Annotated in this window: 8 protein-coding genes; 6 read left to right on the forward strand and 2 right to left on the reverse strand. The window is 63.1% G+C overall.

Annotation, left to right across the window (positions count from 1 at the left end):
* The first annotated feature begins 226 nt into the window (after positions 1-226).
* From NKH38_RS04090 to NKH38_RS04110, 5 genes are all read left to right on the forward strand, one after another.
* Complete coding sequence (locus NKH38_RS04090; RefSeq protein WP_352759235.1) at positions 227-13,099, forward strand: beta strand repeat-containing protein; 12,873 nt, start codon at positions 227-229, stop codon at positions 13,097-13,099.
* Between the two features lie 119 nt (positions 13,100-13,218).
* Positions 13,219-13,725, forward strand: coding sequence for a phage tail protein (locus NKH38_RS04095; protein ID WP_023672955.1), 507 nt, complete (start codon positions 13,219-13,221; stop codon positions 13,723-13,725).
* Positions 13,726-13,737: 12 nt separating this feature from the next.
* Positions 13,738-14,259, forward strand: coding sequence for a phage tail protein (locus NKH38_RS04100; RefSeq protein WP_023672956.1), 522 nt, complete (start codon positions 13,738-13,740; stop codon positions 14,257-14,259).
* Between the two features lie 9 nt (positions 14,260-14,268).
* A complete protein-coding gene (locus tag NKH38_RS04105) occupies positions 14,269-14,796 on the forward strand; it encodes a phage tail protein (protein ID WP_023686661.1) in 528 nt (175 codons plus the stop codon).
* Positions 14,797-14,806: 10 nt separating this feature from the next.
* Positions 14,807-15,334, forward strand: a complete 528-nt coding sequence (locus tag NKH38_RS04110) for a GNAT family N-acetyltransferase (protein WP_352759239.1) — start codon at positions 14,807-14,809, stop codon at positions 15,332-15,334.
* Positions 15,335-15,349: 15 nt separating this feature from the next.
* Here NKH38_RS04110 and NKH38_RS04115 read toward each other — a convergent pair whose 3' ends face one another.
* Positions 15,350-15,928, reverse strand: a complete 579-nt coding sequence (locus tag NKH38_RS04115; RefSeq protein ID WP_352759242.1) for a 2OG-Fe(II) oxygenase — start codon at positions 15,926-15,928, stop codon at positions 15,350-15,352.
* Positions 15,929-16,000: 72 nt separating this feature from the next.
* Positions 16,001-16,270, reverse strand: a complete 270-nt coding sequence (locus tag NKH38_RS04120; protein WP_023672960.1) for a DUF6916 family protein — start codon at positions 16,268-16,270, stop codon at positions 16,001-16,003.
* A 235-nt stretch (positions 16,271-16,505) separates the two neighbouring features.
* On the opposite strand from NKH38_RS04120, the gene NKH38_RS04125 reads away from it, so the two are divergent.
* The gene (locus NKH38_RS04125; RefSeq protein WP_352759245.1) at positions 16,506-17,300 is read left to right on the forward strand and encodes a SapC family protein; all 795 of its coding nucleotides are present in this window, start codon (positions 16,506-16,508) and stop codon (positions 17,298-17,300) included.
* The last annotated feature ends 368 nt before the right edge of the window (positions 17,301-17,668 follow it).

Raw genomic sequence — 17,668 nt, forward strand, 5'->3', positions numbered from 1 at the left:
ACAACTTTGAAATCTTGTACGTGTAAAGCAAACAATCATGCTCGCTATACACTGGGATTCGGATAGTATTAGCGACGGAGCGTGTACTCGTCGGGGTTCGCAAGGGATGGAGACGACCGAGAAAACTCGGCAGATCAATGACATGGCGACGCACGGAAGAAGCTTCCGGGCGAATAGCAAGTATCGCCGGTCAGGTTTTTCCAGGCATCTCTGGAAGACGACTGCGTTGTCCACTCTGGCACTTGCCCTTTCCGGCATAGCCGCCCATGCCGGCGACACCGGACTGTGGCAGCCGCAGGTCCGCGCCATCATCGGCGCCAACAACAATGGCGGCAACACGGCGATCGAGGGTTTCCTGCCGCTGAAGCAGAACCTCGAATCCGTTCTCTTTCTCGATGTGCGCTCGAAATACGATTTCGACGACGGCTTCGGCCAGGACGTCGGCCTCGGCGTTCGCCGCATCGTGAATCCGGATCTGATGATCGGCGGCTACGCCTATCTCAACATCCAGAACCACGACAGTCACCAGTTCGTCGCCTCGACGCTCGGCCTCGAGGCCATCACCTCAAAATACGATGCGCACGTAAACGTCTATCTGCCGATCAGCGGCGACCGCAGCACGGCCGGGCAAGAGTCGAGCCTGTCGCTGGTCGGTCATCAGCTGATCGAGCAGATATCGGCCATCGCCCACCGCGATTACGCGGCCTGGGGCATCGAGGGCGAGGTCGGCGTTCAGGTGCCGCTCAACCTGCCCGAGAACCATTCACTGCGTTTCGATGTCGGCGCCTACCATTTCGGCGATCCCGACGGCGACGACGGCAGCATCACCGGCGCCAAGGCCGGCCTGGAATATTCGATCGGCGACGTCATCGGCAAAGGCACGTCGCTGACCTTCACCGGCGAGGTGCGCAACGACAACCGCGATGACACCCAGTTCGCCGGCAGCATCCGGCTGACGGTGCCGCTCAACGCTTTCGACAAGGGCTCGTCTTCGGCCGATGACGGCGCCGAGCCGGTCTATCCGGTCAGCCCCGGCCTGCGCAAACGCGTCAACGAGCGCGTACGCGGCGACATCGGCGTTCGCATCGAGAGCCAGGACAAAGTTACCGGCACGTCGACGCGGGTGGCGATCAATGCCGCCACCAACACGGCATTCGGCCAGTTCTTCTTTGCCGATGGTGACAACGACGCGCTCGGCCTCGGCACGATCGGCGACCCGACCACGCTCGACAATGCAGTCGCCGGCGCCGGCGCTAACGGCGTCGTCGTCGCGCTGGGCGGCAAGGGCAACATTACGACAGCCGGTGTGACGCTCGCCAACGGCCAGACCGTCATCGGCGGTGGCGGGGGCGTCCAGGCGCGGCTCGTCGACGGCAGCATCGGCACCTACAATTTCGGCGGATCCAACGGCACCCTCCAGGGCACCAACCCCGCCAACAACGTCCTGACGCTCGCCAACGGCAACACGCTGAGCGGCATCATCATCACAGGCGGCAAGGACGGCATCTTCGGCAACAACATCACCGGCGCCACGTTGACCAACGTCACGGTCACCGGCACCGGCGGCCACGGCGCCGACTTCACCGGTACATCGACCGGCGTCAATGGCTCGAACTTCACCGCGACCGGCAACGGCCTCGACGGACTGCACATCGAAGGCGACGGCACCTATAACTTCACCGGCACGACGCTGCTGCAGGGCAATGGCGACGACGGCCTGGATATAACCGGCCACGGCACCTACACTTTCGCCACCCTCAACTCGCTCGACAACAACGATGCCGGCATTACCGTGAAGGGCACCGGGGTCGCCGGCTCGATCACCATCAGCGGCGGCCAGGTGTCGGCCAACAAGGCGCTCGGCGACGACGGCGTCGGTGTCTTCATCGATCCGATCACCGCCCATATCGTGCTGGATTCGATCACCCAGACCGGCGGCGCATCGGGCGTCGTGCTCGAGAATCTTTCGGGCAGCTTCACCGTCAACGGCGCGACGACGATCTCGAACACGACCGGACCGGGCATCGCGATCACGGATTCGCCGGCCGCGATCCGCTTCGGCGACATCAACATCACCGATCCCGGCACCGACGGCATGGTGTTTACCGGCGTCAATGCGTCCGTCATCGCCGGCAACATCATCATCTCGGGGCTCGGCTCCAGCATCGGCCTCGACTTCTCCGGCAGCCTGACCAATTTCACGGCGCAGTCGCTGAACATAAACGGCACCGGCGGCACGACGTCCATCGGCATCGACCTTGTCCAGACCAACGGCGGCACGATCATCATCACCAATGGCGGCACCATCGCCAATGTCGGCACCGGCGTGCGGCTCGGCATTGCCGGCTCGCCGGCCGACACCGCCAACGCCCAATTCACCTTCGGTGGCGGCTCGATCGGCGGCAACCTCGCCTCGCTCGACGCACGCGGCCTCAATTCCGGTTCGGGCCAATACGCATTCGGCACGACGACGTTCAACGGGCCGCAACTGTTCGACCAGACGCAGCTGATCTTTGTCGCAGCAGGCGGCACAGGCGACGGTACCTCGCTTTCGGACCTGGCTTCGATCACCGACGCCGACAACAATACCGACGGCACCGCGATTTTCGTGCTGGTCAATCGCGGTGTCATCGACGACACCGACGGCTTTACGCTCGAAGCGGGGCAGACCCTGGCCTCTTTCGGCAACGGCCGCACCTTCTCGCTCGGCGGCCTGCCGATCAATGTGACCGGCGACAACGTCGATCACGGCAGCACCATCTCGGATGCGGCCGGCGCCGCAACGCTGACCGCTTCGGGCAGCGGCGACGTCGTCACGCTGGCCAACAATACCTCGCTCCAGGACTTCAACATCTCCGGCGGCACCGCCAACGGCATCCATGGCAGCGGCATTACCGGCGTCGTGCTGACCGGCATGAACGTGTCGGGGACCGCCCTCAATGGCGTGCTGTTCGATGGCGCCAACGACGTTTCCGGCAGCAATCTGAGCTCGACCGGTAATGGCGGCGCTGGGCTGTCGATCCAGGGCGACGGCACCGACAATTTCACCGGCACGACGACGGTGTCGGATAATGCCGGCGACGGCTTGCTGATCAACAGCAATGCCATCACCAGCTTCCAGACGCTCAACGCGACCAGCAATGGCGGCAGCGGCGTCCAGGCCACGTCAACTGGCACCGGCTCGCTTTCGATCGACGGCGGTACCGTCAACAACAACACCACATCCGCCTTTACGGCGTCGAATATCGGGCTCGGTGTCACGCTCTCCAACATCGGCCACGTCGGCGGCACAACCGGCGTCAGCCTTTCGGGCGTCAGCGGCAGCGTCAGCGTTACCGGCCCGACGACGATCGGCAGCACAACCGGCGACGGCATCTCGATCAGCGGCAGCACGGCAACGGTTGGCTTCAGCGGCGACGTTTTCATCGGCCAGGTGCTCGGCAATGGCATTGCGCTAAGCGGCAATACCGGGGCAGTCAGCTTCGGCTATGCGGAAATCAGCCAGGCGGGCCTCAACGGCGTCGATATTGGGGGGAATACCGGGTCAGTCACATTCTCTGGCCCCACCATCGTTGTCATCGGTTCTGCCGATGGCAGCGCGGGCATCAACTTCAGCGGCACAAACAACGACGTCAGTTTCGGTACGACGACGGTGTTGCTCGGCGAAGGGCTGAACCAGACGGGCATTGACTTCAGCGGCTCGTCGACGACAGCCGATTTCGGGCTGACCAGTATTACCGGCACCGACGACCTGACCTCGCGCGGCATCGACCTGTCGTCGACGACCGGCAACAAGACGATCACCTTCCTGCAGGGCTCCAAGATCGACAATGTCGGCGTCGGTGTCGAATTGTCGTCAGGCGGCACCACGGCCACGTCGGCCAACGCCAACTTCACCTTCGGCGACGGCAATTCCGCCGATGGGCTGGAATCCTTCATCACCGCCGCAACCGGCGGCTACACTGTCAATACGATCGGGCTGGATCCGGCGCTCGGCAACTACGACTTCGACGATGTCTTCTTCACCGGCGATGCCCAACTGGCGGTAACTGTCGGCGGGGTCGTCATGATCTCGCAGACAGGCGGCACTGTTCACGCGGGCACGAACGGGCTGAGCGCCGATGTCACCACCGTGACGGCCGCGCAGGCCGATGCCATGGTCGGCACGCAGACCTACGCCTTTGTCGGCACCGTCGATCTCAGCGCGACGCCGTTCACGCTCGATTCGGGACAGTCGATCACCGGTTTCGGCAACGGCAATTCCATCCTCACCTCCGGTACGTTCCAGCCGGTCAATGTGCAGGGCAATCTCGGCGCCACCGGCGGCAATGTCACCGGCGATGAGGGCGTGGTCAAGAGCACGGGCGACACCCTTCATCTGCTCGGCAGCAATCAGGTGCGCAACACCGCCTTCGACTACAGCGGCGGCAGCGGCTCGGTGTTCGTCATCGACCAGAGCGTGGGTGGCTTCAACAATTCCGGCGGCACCGTTGTCGAAGGCGTCACCGTCAGCAATGTCGCTGCCGGCCAGACGGCGTTCAACGTCGACGGCCTCACCGGCAACCTGTCGATTATCAACAACAATATCAACGTTGCCGGCACGCTGCTCGATGTCGACGGCGGCAACGGCAACATTACGGTCACCCGCGGCAACTTGCCCAGCAGCGCGACGCCCGGCACGCTGACCGGTGGCGGCATCGCAATCGCCAACCGCACCGGCGGCTTGGTCAACTTCACGGACAAGGCGACGATCGGCGGCAGCGGCGTATCGCTGACCAACAACACCGGCGCCACAATCACCTTCGCCGATGTCGACATCACCACGGACGCCGCAACGGCGTTCACTGCAACCGGAGGCGGCTCGGTCAACGTCACGACCGGAACGATCAATGCCACCAATGCGGGAGCGGTGGCGCTCGACGGCATTGCGGCCAACATCAATTTCGCCTCGACAAGCGCCAGCTTCAGTTCCGGCAGCGGTGTCGACCTGCAGCATCTGACCGGTACGGTCGCGCTCGGCACCGGCACGCTGACCAACACCGGTTCGGGTACAGCCTTCAATGTCGGCTCGGCGGCCGATCAGAGCGGCGGCAATGCAATCATCTCCTATGCCGGCACCGTCGCCAGCAACGGCACCGGTGCCGCCGTCTCGATCCAGGAACTGACCGGCGGCTCGGTGACGGTGTCGGGCAATCTGACCGACGGCAACGCAGCCGATGGCGGCCAGATCTTCATCGGTGGCATCGCCAACGGCACGGCGGCGACCGTCACCTTCTCGGGAAGCAGCAAGAAGATAAGCTCTGGCGCGACGACAGCTGTACAGATCGGCTACACGGGGCCCCTCTCCGCCATCGTCCCGTATGACAACACGGACGGCACGATCAACTTCACCAATGGCGGCCTGGATATAACGACAACGACCGGAGAAGGCTTCGGCGCCGCCTTCGGCGGCACGGTCAGCGTCTCCGGCACCGGCAACAAGATCGCCTCCGGCGGCAATGGTCTGTTCATTGTCTTCGCCGACGTCGGCGCCGCCGGCGTCACCTTCGACAGCGTCTCGGCCGTATCGACATCGGACGCTGCCGGCGTCTTGCTGACAGGGTCCAATCTGGCGGGCGACGTCAACATTGGCGGCCTGAAAGATACCGGCTACATGGGCGCCTCGCTGAACGCCCTGCTCGGCACCGGTGCGGTGAATTTCACCGGCACGACCGATCTCGACGTCAGCTACCGAGGGTTCGATATCGGCGGCCCGCAAGTGGGCACCATAAACATCGCCAACGTCGCCGGCTCCACCCTGACCATCGACGGTGGGGAAGCCGGCATTGTCACGAACGGCCTGCAGGCAGGAATCATCAACGTTGGCGGCAATGGCCGCGTCGCCAGCATCGGCGCGACGACAAGCACCACCGGTGCGGCTATCGCCGTCAGCGGCGGTAACGACCTCATTCACGCCACGCTGAACTACAACGGCTCGATCAAGGTCGACACCGGCATGGTCGTGCAGGCCGTGGCCGACTGGAGCGAGCTCAACATGAGCGGTTCGGTCGTTTCGACTACGGCAGCAACTGGCATTGGTACGGCGGCCTTCGTCTTCACCGGCAACGCCAACGGCATCTACAATATTTCAAGCACGATCGATCATACCGGCACGGGCATCGGCGTGCGGTTTGACGGATCGTCTAACGGGACGGCCACCTTCTCCGGTGCGTCGAAGATCTTCAACACCAGCAGCGGCACCAACGACGCGATCGTCAAGTTGCCCAGCATCAGCCCGACCCAGGGCATGGGCACGCTCAACTTCACCAATGGCGGCCTGGTCATCACCACCTCGAGCGGCGCCGGCTTCACCGCCAGCACTTTCGGCGCCGGCACGGTCAGCGTCAGCGGCACGGGCAACTCGATAACCACGACGACAGGCACCGCGCTCAACCTCGACAACGCGACGGTCGGCGCCGGCGGCATCAATTTCAGCTCCATCTCGGTCAATGGAGCGGCGACTGGCGTTTCGCTCAACAATGTCAGCGGCGGCACGCTCAATCTCGGCACGGTGAACCTGCAAGGCATCACCTCGACCGGCGTCGACATTTCCGGCACGCTCGGCTCGACGGTAAACTTCGCCAGCCTGACCATCGCCATGCCCGGCGACAATTCGACCGGCATCACCTTCGCCGATGCCGTCGTCAACAGCATCTTCACGACTGGCGGTTTCACGCTCACCAGTGCTTCCTCGACCGGCACCACCGCCGTCAACCTGTCCAACACCACCGGCACCGGCACCATCCAGCTCGGCGATCCGAACACGGCCGGCGCATCCTCCACCATCGGCGGCGCCGGCGCCGGACCCGGCATCGGCTTCCAGTTCACCCCGACGACGGCGATCAACTTGATCTATGGCGACGGCGAAAGCGCGGTCGACAAGCTGTCGACGGTCAAGGCAGTCGACATCCTCAATTCCACCGGCGTTTTCCCGGTCGGCGGCACGTATAATTTCCAGGATGTCGACGGCGCCAATGGCGGCTTTATCGGCGACCTCTCCGAGGCCCAGGGACCGACCACCTATTATGTCGACCAGGACGGCGACGGCGACGGCACCGCCGCCAATCCGGGCTCGATTGCCGGCGCGGAAGCGTCGGGCGCCTCGGTTGTCATCCTTGTCGACACGTCGCAGAACGGCACCAGCAACCTCATCGACATGATGCAGGGTCAGCAGAATGGCGGCGGCAACAACACGCTCAACCTTGCCGATGGCCAGATCCTGATCGGTCTCAAGGCCGGCGATTCCATCGATACCGCGCCGCTGGGCGCCGTCGGCGGCGGCCTCGGCGGCAATTTCAGCTTCAGCGGCATCAATGCCTCGACCGTCATCACGGCAGGGTCCAATGTCGACAGCGTGCTGGCGACGCTGACGACCGCGAGCGGCAACACTATCGATTTCTCCGGCAAGGCCGGCATCGAAAACGTCATCGTGCAGAACACCGGTGCGGGCCTTGGCATCTCCGGCACCAACATCACCGATCTTATCCTGCGCCGCGCCACGATCGCCGGCGGCACCGGTGGCGCCCTGTCGCTTACCGACGGCGCCGCTGCCAGCCAGATCGCACTGTCGAACCTGATCCTGTCGGCAACCGGCGGCGACATTGCCAACGTTGACGGCACGGTCGGCGCCGGGCTGATGAAGGTCAGCGCCTTCTCCGACATCACGCTTCTGGGCAACAATGGCGAAACCGGCGGCTTTGGGGTGAGCGGTGTCACCTTCGATGCCGTTCCAGCGACCGTCGGCATCGACCAGGTCGACGGCGGCGCCTTCGTCGCCGGCACAAGCAGCAATGGCGTCGGCGGTTATGGCCTGACGCTGTCCGGTGTATCCGGCGATATCCAGTTCGACAGCATCACCGTCTACGGTGGCGTCAACGGCATCGCCTTCAATGGCGTTGACGCCACCGTCACGGTCAGCGGCGCCACCACCATCACAGGCACCACAGGCTTCGGCATCAGTGCGATCAACACCAATCCCGGCACTTTCAACTTCAACACGGTGACGGTGAACAACGTCGCGACGACCGGCGGCGGCATAAACTGGGTCAGCGGCAACCTCAACATCGCCGGCCTCGCCAACATCGACACGAGCAGCGGCGTCGGCTTCTCGCAAAGCGCCGGCACGGTGAACTTCCTCAACGGCCTGACCATCGATACCACCAGCGGCACCGGCATTGTCGGGACCGGTGGCGTTATGGGCATCACCGCTTCCGCTGCAGCCCAGACGGTAAATTCGACCAGCGGCCAGGCGATCAACCTCATCAACGTCGCCGCCAGCATTGCGCTCGACTCGACTTCGTCGGGCGGCGGCACCAACAATGTTGGCCTGGCCAATGTCACCGGAACAGTCAGCCTCGGATCCGGCGCATTGAGCGGCGCTTCGGGCGTCGCATTCCTGCTCAATGGCAGTGCTGCGACCGTCAGCTATGGCGGCACGGTCACCAAGACCACCGCCGGCAAGATCGTCGACATCTCCGGCGTCACCGGCGGCACGGTCACACTGTCCGGCGCGCTCAGCGCCACCGGCGGCTTCGACAATGGTATTTATGTCCACGGCAACTCCGGCGGGACCATCACTCTCAGCGGTGGCACGAAGACGCTGACCACTGGCGCCAATACGGCGGTCGACTTGACGACCAACACCGGCGCGACGATCAACTTCGATACGGGTGGCCTGGTGATTACCACCACCTCCGGCACGGGCTTCAACGCCAGCGGCGGTGGCACGGTCAGCGTCGGCGCGCCCCTCAGCGACAACAGCATCACCACGACGGCCGGCGGCACCGCGTTGAACCTCAATGGCGTTACGATTGGCGCTGCGGGCATGAATTTCGACAGTGTTTCGGCCACTGCCGCCGCAACCGGCATCTCGCTGAACAATATCGCCTCGTCCGGCGGCGGCGCCATCATTCTCGGCACGGTCAACCTGCAAGGCATGACCACGCGTGGTGTCGATGTTTCCGGCACGCTTGGCGCGGCGCTGTCCTTCAACGATCTCGACATCGGCCTGAACAGCACGACAGGCATCGCCTTCGACCTCAATGGTGCGGCGATCAACGCGGCGATCAACGCCAATGATTTCGACGTGACCAACGCGGCCGCCGCCGGCAGCACCATCGCCGTCGACCTGCGTGGCGCCACTGGCGGCCAGACGGTACGCCTCGGCGATGCCGTTGTCGGCGGCGCCAGCTCCAGCATTGCCGGCGTCAACACCGGCGTGTTCCTCAACAGCGCCACCAACCTCGCTTTCACCTATGGCGACGGCGAATCGGCGACCGACCAGCTCTCGACCATCGGCGCCAATGTAGGCATCGACGCATCCAGTGCGCCGGTTGCCGGCACCTACAATTTCCAGGATGTGAACTTCCAGTCGGCTCCTGGCCTGGGCTTCGGAGTCGGCAAGGTCTATTTCGTCGGCGCGTCCGCGACCGGTGACGGCAGCGGTCGCGACCAGAACAATCTCGCGACGCTGGCCACCGCCGAAGCAGCAGCCGTGGCGACGGACATCCTGGTTCTCGTCAACGATGGCGGCACCATCACCGCGGCAGGCAGCAATGGCAACGACACGCTGGCTCTCGCCACCGTCGAGCAGGTGCGCGGCTTCGGCAACGGCAACATCAATCTGGCGCTGACGGTGCCCTCCACCATCCAGCTCGCCAGCAACAGCATCTCGATCATCGACCAGACGCCCAATGGCGCCGCGACGCTGACGACGAGCGCCGGCAACAATGTCATCACGCTCGGCGCCAGCGGCAACATCATCGACGGCTTCATCCTGAATGGCAGCCCGGCGGGTGCCGCGCGTGGCGTCAAGGACAATGGCGCGGGTGCTGCGAATACCGTCATCAGCAACATGACCATCAGCAATTTCGCCACGCAGGGTATCGAGATTACGCCGTCGAACAGCACGACGATCAACAACGTTACTTTCTCCGGCAACGCCAGCGATGTGTGGCTGAACGCGTCCAACACCACCATCACCAACGTCACCAGCACCGGCGCCACCGGCATTGCCTTCAGGCTCGACAACACCGTCGGCACGACGACGCTGACCAACGTCAACATCACCACCGCAGCGACCGGCACCGGCATCGCCTTCGGCGGCGCGTCGGGCGCTGGCGGCACGATTGCCGGTATCAATGTCGATATATCGGGCGGCAGCGGCCTTTCGGTGACCGGCGGCAACGCGGTGATCAGCTTCGACGGCGCCAGCTCCATCATCAGCACGTCGGGCGCGGCGGCCACGATCTCGACCCGCGCTGGCGGCAGCTTCACCTTCGCCGGCTCGGTGATCGCCAACGGCGCTGCGAGCGGCATCAGCATTTCCGGCGCGACGGCGGCCAATACGGTGAGCTTCACCGGTACGGTCGATCTCGGCACCACGACGCCGATGACCGGCACCGCAGTCGCAATCAACAACGGCGCCACGGCCTCGACCGTCAGCTTCGCAAACCTCGACATCGTCACCAACGGCACCACCGGATTCAGCGCCATCAATGGCGGCACGGTCAATGTGACGACCGGCACGGTGAGCTCCACTTCCGCGCAGGCGGTCAACCTCAACGGCATCGCCACCACCACCGGCATCAATTTCACCTCGACCAATTCGACCGGCGGCACCAACAACGTGTCGCTGACCAATGTCACCGGCGCCGGCACTGTCAGCCTCGGCTCCGGTGCGCTCGGCGGCGCGACCGGCGCGGCCTTCCTGGTCACCGGCGGCTCGGCCAATGTCAGCTATGCCGGCTCGGTCAGCAAGACCACGGCCGGAAACGTCGTCAGTATCTCCACCCGCACCGCCGGCACCACGACATTGTCGGGCACTCTCAGCGCCACCGGCGGCGTGGCCAACGGCATCCTCGTCAACGCCAACACCGGCGGCACGATCAACTTCTCCGGCGCCAGCAAGATACTGACCACCGGAGCCAACAATGCCGTCGACCTGACGGCGAACACCAACACCGCGGTCAACTTCACCGGCGGCGGCCTAGCCATCACCACCACCTCCGGCACCGGCTTCAACGCCACGAGCAACGGTACTGGCACCGTGACCGTTATCGGCTCGGGCAACACGATTTCGACCGGCAGCGGCGTCGCGGTCAACCTTGACAGCGTTGCTATCGCGGCGGGCGGCGTGACCTTCGCTTCCACAAACAAAGGCGCCGGCGGCACCAGCGCCGTCATCCTCGATTCCGTCACCGGTTCGGGAGCGATCGACCTCGGCACCGGCGCGCTGGTGGGCGGAACAAGCGCCGTGATCCGTATCGGCGATGGCCTAGGCACCGCCAACAGCGGCGGCACGGCGGCGTTCACCTATGCCGGCGCGATCACCAGCGGCAGCACCGGCCAGGCGGTCAACATCCAGGATCGCGCCCTGACCGCCGGCAACATCACCCTGTCGGGCAACATCACGCATAATGCGGCGGGCCAGATCGGCATCCTGCTGGACGACAATGTCGCCGGCATCATCACCTTCTCCGGCGCGTCGAAATCGATCACCTCGACCACGGCGGCTGGCGTCAGCCTGAGCGACAATGCCGGCGCGACGATCAACTTCACCAATGGCGGGCTGGTCATCGCCACGACCAGCGGCGCCGGTTTCAGCGCCACCGGCCCCGGTCCGGCAGCCACCACCGGCGGCACGATGACGGTGCAGGGCACCGGCAACACCATCGTGTCCGGCACGGGCACGGCCCTTAATGTCGCCAACACGACGATCGGCGCCGGCGACGTGACGTTCAGGAGCATTGCGTCCAATGGTGCAGCCAACGGCATCGTGCTCAACAACACCGGCACCAGCGGCAATCTGGTGGTGACCGGCACCGGCGCGACGGGGGGCAGCGGCGGCACGATCCAGAACTCGACCGGCGATGGCGTCAGCCTGACCGACACTCAGGATGTCAGCCTGAGCAACATGATTATCAGCGACAATGCGGGCAACGGCATAAAGGGCCTGCGCGTCAACGGTGTGGTGCTCAACGGTCTGACCCTGAACAGCAATGCCGATGCCAACACCGAGTCCGGAATCCTGTTCAACGAACTTACCGGCAACGCCTCGCACGTCGCCACGTTCACCAACCTCACGGTCTCCAACTCATTCACCCATAACGTGCAGGTCATCAATTCCGGCGGCACGTTGGCGAACCTGGTGGTGAGCGGCGGCACGTTCTCGAACAACGGCGCCTCAAACAATGCCGGCAGCGACTTCATCTTCGAGGCGGACGGCGCCGGTGTCGCCGGCGCGCCGACGATGACGCTGACCGTCGACGGCGCAACCTTCACCGGCAACAACGCCTATCCCGGACCGGGAGTCATCCCTGGAACCGGTCTGTTCGTCATTGCCAATGACGGCACCGTCAACGCTCACATCGGCGAGACCACGGGAAATCTATTCAACAATCTGAACAACGGCATCAACCTTACCCAGAGCAGCAATTCCGGCGCCGGCACGGGCGGCAATCTGAATTTCACCGTCCGGAACAACACCGTCACCAACAGCGACTCGACGGCCATCAACGTGTTCAGCAGCGGCGACCTCGCACGGACGCTTGACGGCACAATCGCCAACAACGTCATCGGTACGCAAGGCGTAGCAACCTCGGGATCGCGAACCGGCAACGGCATCAGGGTTGGGCATGAAAGCCTCGGCGTCGCCAAGGTGCTGATCGACAACAACATTATCCAGAGCATCGGCGTCAACGGCATAAGCGGTGGCGACAGCGTCTCGATCACGCAGCTCGTGCAGCCGGGCACCGTGCACGCGACGGTCACCAACAACACCATTCGCGACAATGCCGACAGCCGCGGCATCACGGTCACCGCCACATTTGCCGGCGCTATCATCAATGCCGACGTTCATGCCAACGCCATCACCAACGTCAACAACGCCAATGCCATCCGCTTCCTCGCGGACGGCCTCGGCGGCGCCGACGGCACGATCAACGTACCGCAGGCGAGCGAGGCCGGTATCGAAACCGTCAATGGCGGGGCAACGGCACTGACGGACACCCGGACGTTCTTCAACCAGCCGCTGCCACTGCTGCCTGCCGCGACACCGTAGTCAGCAACCTTGGATTTCGTCCTAGGAAATATATTTTATGAATCTGATATCGACTTGTTATCTTACTTAGGCATAATACAAGAATTCAGACAGTAAGCGGCCAACGGAGGGGGACGGGGATGAGTGAGCCTTATTTAGGTGAAGTCAAGATCATTTCCTGGAACTATGCACCGCGCGGCTGGGCATTTTGTAACGGCCAGTTGTTGCCGCTTAACCAGAACCAGCCATTGTTCTCACTTCTTGGCACCAGGTACGGCGGCAACGGCCAGACAAATTTTGCCCTTCCGGATATGAGGGGACGTGCGCCGGTTCATACGGGCGGCCCTATCGGTGCAATTGTCGGCGGCCAGGGCGGCGAAGAGTTTCACACGCTCACGCTCGGCGAAATGCCGACACACAACCATTTCGTCAACGCATCGAACACTGCCGGCAACGTCAACAATCCATCCGGCGCGCTGTTGGGGGCGAACGCCAGCCCGATCTATCAGCCGCCTGGCAGCGCGGTGGCTATGGCGAAGGAAAACATCACTTTCGTCGGTGGCGGCCAGCCGCATGAGAACAGATCGCCCTATCTCGTCTTGAATTTCATCATTGCCCTGCAAGGCATATTCCCGTCGCGAAATTAAGAGGACGCTTCGATGAGCCAACCTTTTGTCGGCGAGATCAGGATGTTCGGTGGCAATTTCCCTCCGAATGGCTGGGCGTTCTGCCAAGGCCAGTTGATGCCGATCTCCGAGAACGAAACCTTGTTCAATCTGATCGGTACGACCTATGGCGGCGACGGGGAGGAAACATTCGCCCTGCCCAACCTCGCATCCCGCATCCCCGTCCATGCTGGCAAGGGCCCGCTGGTCAGCCAGACCTATATCATCGGAGAACTGGGCGGGGTCGAATCCGTCACTGTTTCAACCCAACAAATGCCGAACCATTCCCATACCTGGACCGGTTCGTCGAATATCGCCAAGAATCCGGGTCCGTCCGGCGGTGTCCTGGCGACATCGAGCCTGCTGACGCCCTATGTGGGTATCGCACCTGATGGCAACATGGCCGCCGGAGCCATTTCGCCGGCCGGCGGCAGCCAGCCTCACGACAATATGGTGCCGTTCCTCGCCGTCAGTTTCATCATCTCGCTATTTGGCATCTTCCCCCAGCAAAGCTAGAGACTTGCCATGACCAATCCGTTCGTCGCCGAAATTCGAATTTTTGCCGGAGATTTCGCCCCGACGGGGTGGGCGACCTGCGATGGCCAGCTCCTGCCAATCTCGCAGAATACGGCGCTGTTTTCGCTGCTGGGCACAGTTTACGGCGGCGACGGCAAGTCGACCTTCGCATTGCCGAATATGGCTGGCTCCGCGCCCATGGGGCAAGGACAGGGCAATGGCTTGTCGGAGCGGTTTCTCGGCGAGACGGGTGGCGAAACGTCCGTCACCCTTCTGCAAACGGAAATGCCGCAACATAATCATTTTGTCGCGATATCCACCGAGAGTGGCGCCCAGGGAACTCTTACCGATGCGGTTGTTCTGGGGAAGTCGGGGGGCGGAACGCTTTATCAGAACAACACTTCGCAAAATCTGGTCCAGATGGACCCCCAGGCACTGAGCATAACGGGCAGTACGTTGCCTCACAACAACCTGCCTCCCTATCTGGCGATGACGTTCATCATTGCCATGCAAGGCGTTTATCCGGCGCGTCCGTAAGCGCCACTCCATGATCCAGCTTCCGATTGTGGACAACGGGCCTGTTATATTTTGCTGGGTGCGCGCGGCGCGGATTGATCTGACGTTCCGCCCGATGGCGGACGCCGATCTGCCGTTCCTGTCCGCGCTCTACGCCTCGACCCGCGCCGAAGAACTTGCCGTCACGCCGTGGAGCGACGCGCAGAAAACGGCGTTCCTCGACATGCAGTTTCAAGCGCAGCACGCGCATTACCAGAAATCCTATCCCAACGCCGACTGGCTGGTGATCGAGCAGGCAAGGCAAGATATCGGTCGCCTGTATATCGAGCGCTCGGCGAGCGAGCATTGCATCATAGATATCGCCTTCCTGCCGGCGCATCGCGGCAAGGGGTCTGGCGGTGCGTTGCTCGCCGATCTCATCGATGAGGCCGCCGCCGTCGGCAAGTCGGTCTCGATCTATGTCGAGAAGAACAATCCAGCGCGGCGGCTCTACAAACGCCTCGGCTTCACCGTTGCCGAGGACAAGGGCGTCTACGACCTGATGATCCGTTCGCCGTAAGGGCCGTGCCGGTCGTCACGTGCCGCGATACCAGGAGACGATGGTGAAACGTTCGTTGCGCGTGACCGGGGTGACTTCATGCGTCGTTTCCGAACGAAAGGCGACGAGAGAGCCCGGCAACGCGGGCATGGCAACGCGCAGGCCCGGGCCGCTGTAAGGCCCATGCAGGACCGGCGAGCCGCCTGCATAGCTTTTTGGCGAAGGGTTGTCCGATTGACGGTTGAGAAAGATCACCGCCGAGATCTTTCGGAACCGCGACTCGTCGTGAATGAGCGGCGTGTTGCCATCCTGGTGCGGCACAAAGAAATCGCCTTGCCGATAGTGAAGGAACTGAGGTTTCTCGACCTGGCCGAGCAGCAGCCCGAAATGCCGCTCCAGAGCCGCCTTCTGCTGCGCCAACAGGGCACTCACTCGCTCTTCAGTGGCCTGCGAAACATCGGCGCGCACGGTCTTTCGGATCTCCGGCCATGCCATCTTCTGGTCGGCACGCCCCAGCAGGCCGGCCGGACGGCCCACGGCCGCCCGAATTTCCGCGCACAGTGCGCTACACGCCGCTCCGTCAAATACGTCCGCAATCTCGATATAGTCGATCATATTTCGAGCCGCCGCGCTGCCAAATCGCCCTGATGGCCGGAGCGTCCCCGTGGCCGATCCGGTCGAAAAAAATCAGTTGAATACCGCCTCGTAAAGCCGCCCTGCCTCATCGGCAGCGATCGGCACGATGAAGATCTCATGGGCGCCGCTTTTGCCGTTGAACCGATAGATAGCCTGCGGCAGCGCCGCGTCGCGCGGCCCCCTGAACAGCAGCGTGAAGCCACCGCCGTCGCGCGGGCTGTTGGCAATGGGCTGCACCGCGCTCAGTTCCATCGTGAGCGTCTGACCGCCGGCTTCGACGGAAAAGCTCTGCCCCTGCTCGAAATCCGAAAGCGATGCCATGCGCCTGCCCTGGTTCGTCTGTCTTTCAGACGGCTCTCTTGAGATGTCTATCCCGTCAGCCAATCTCGCCGCTTCATGGCGTGCTGTCTATAGAGCATCTCCAGAAGTACAAAAGAGCACGATCAAACAAACAGATAGATTTATCTTGGCCACGTAGGGTGAAGCAGCCGTCAACGCGTTGCGCACCGGCAGCCACTGGCCTAAACCGGAATGGTATAAGAGGAGAACACTAGGGATGACTGACGCGAAAACAGACACGGCCCCGGCCGGAAGCACCGCGACCAACGCGCTGCCGCTGTTCTACAAAAAACCCGAGGCGCTCAATCCGCTGCGGCACGGCTCACTCGGCCTTACGGCGCGGGCCGATTTCTCCTTTGCCCGCACCGCGCACGCCATCCCCGTCGTCGCATCGGAAATGCCCGCGGCGATGCGCTCCTATCCGATCGTTTTCATTGGCGTCGCCAAGGCGCCTGTCATCATCACCGGTCTGCGCCAGGACCAGAACCTGTTCGTAGGCGCCGACGGCAAATGGGCGGAGCCGCATTACATTCCCGCCTATGTCCGCCGTTACCCCTTCATCCTCGCCGATGAATCGAAAACGACCGGCCGCCTGACGTTGTGCATCGACCGTGCCAGCGAACGCGTCGTCGAGCAGATGCCTTCGTCCAAGGACAGCGACGAGATCGCGCCCTTCTTCGACGGCAACGAGCCGGCCGAGGCCTCGAAGCAGGCGCTCGCCTTCTGCAGCCAGTTCCAGACCGACTTCAATGCGACTCGCGCCATGATCGACAAGATCGACGCGCACGGCCTGTTCGCGCCGCGGCAGAGCAAGGTGACGCTGGAGGGCGGCGAGACCCTCAACCTCACCGACTTTCAGGTGATCGACGAGCCGGCCTTCAACAAATTGAGCGACGAGGCGTTTCTCGATCTCAGGAAATCCGGCGCGCTTGCGCTGCTCTATTGCCATCTCGCCTCGAGCAACAGCTGGACCTCGCTGGTCTTCCAGGCGTCATTGCGGCGAGCTGGCTGACGCGGCCCGCGACGAAAAGCTTCGGCAAGGCGCGGGTTGTTTAAATCAACGGTTCGCGCCTTCGTACGACGATCTCTCCGCCGCTCGAATCATGCTGTTGTCGTGCAGATCGCTTGCCATGACGGGCTGGCGAACTCCCAATGCTCGACGTGTAGCTCTCGCCGAAATGCGCCGAGGCGGCATCACCCCCCGGTTCGCGGACCTGTCAATAAAGTCGAGCACGCCAGCCTTGCTGCCCTCCTCGATCGTTGAATAGCCGGTCGCGGCCATCGATCACGGTCCGAACGCAAAAAGCCCGCGTGAAGCGGGCTGTTTTTGATGTTGGTTGCGGGGACAGGATTTGAACCTGTGACCTTCAGGTTATGAGC

The sequence above is a fragment of the Mesorhizobium sp. M1078 genome (assembly GCF_040318615.1).
In the GTDB taxonomy this organism is placed as follows: domain Bacteria; phylum Pseudomonadota; class Alphaproteobacteria; order Rhizobiales; family Rhizobiaceae; genus Mesorhizobium.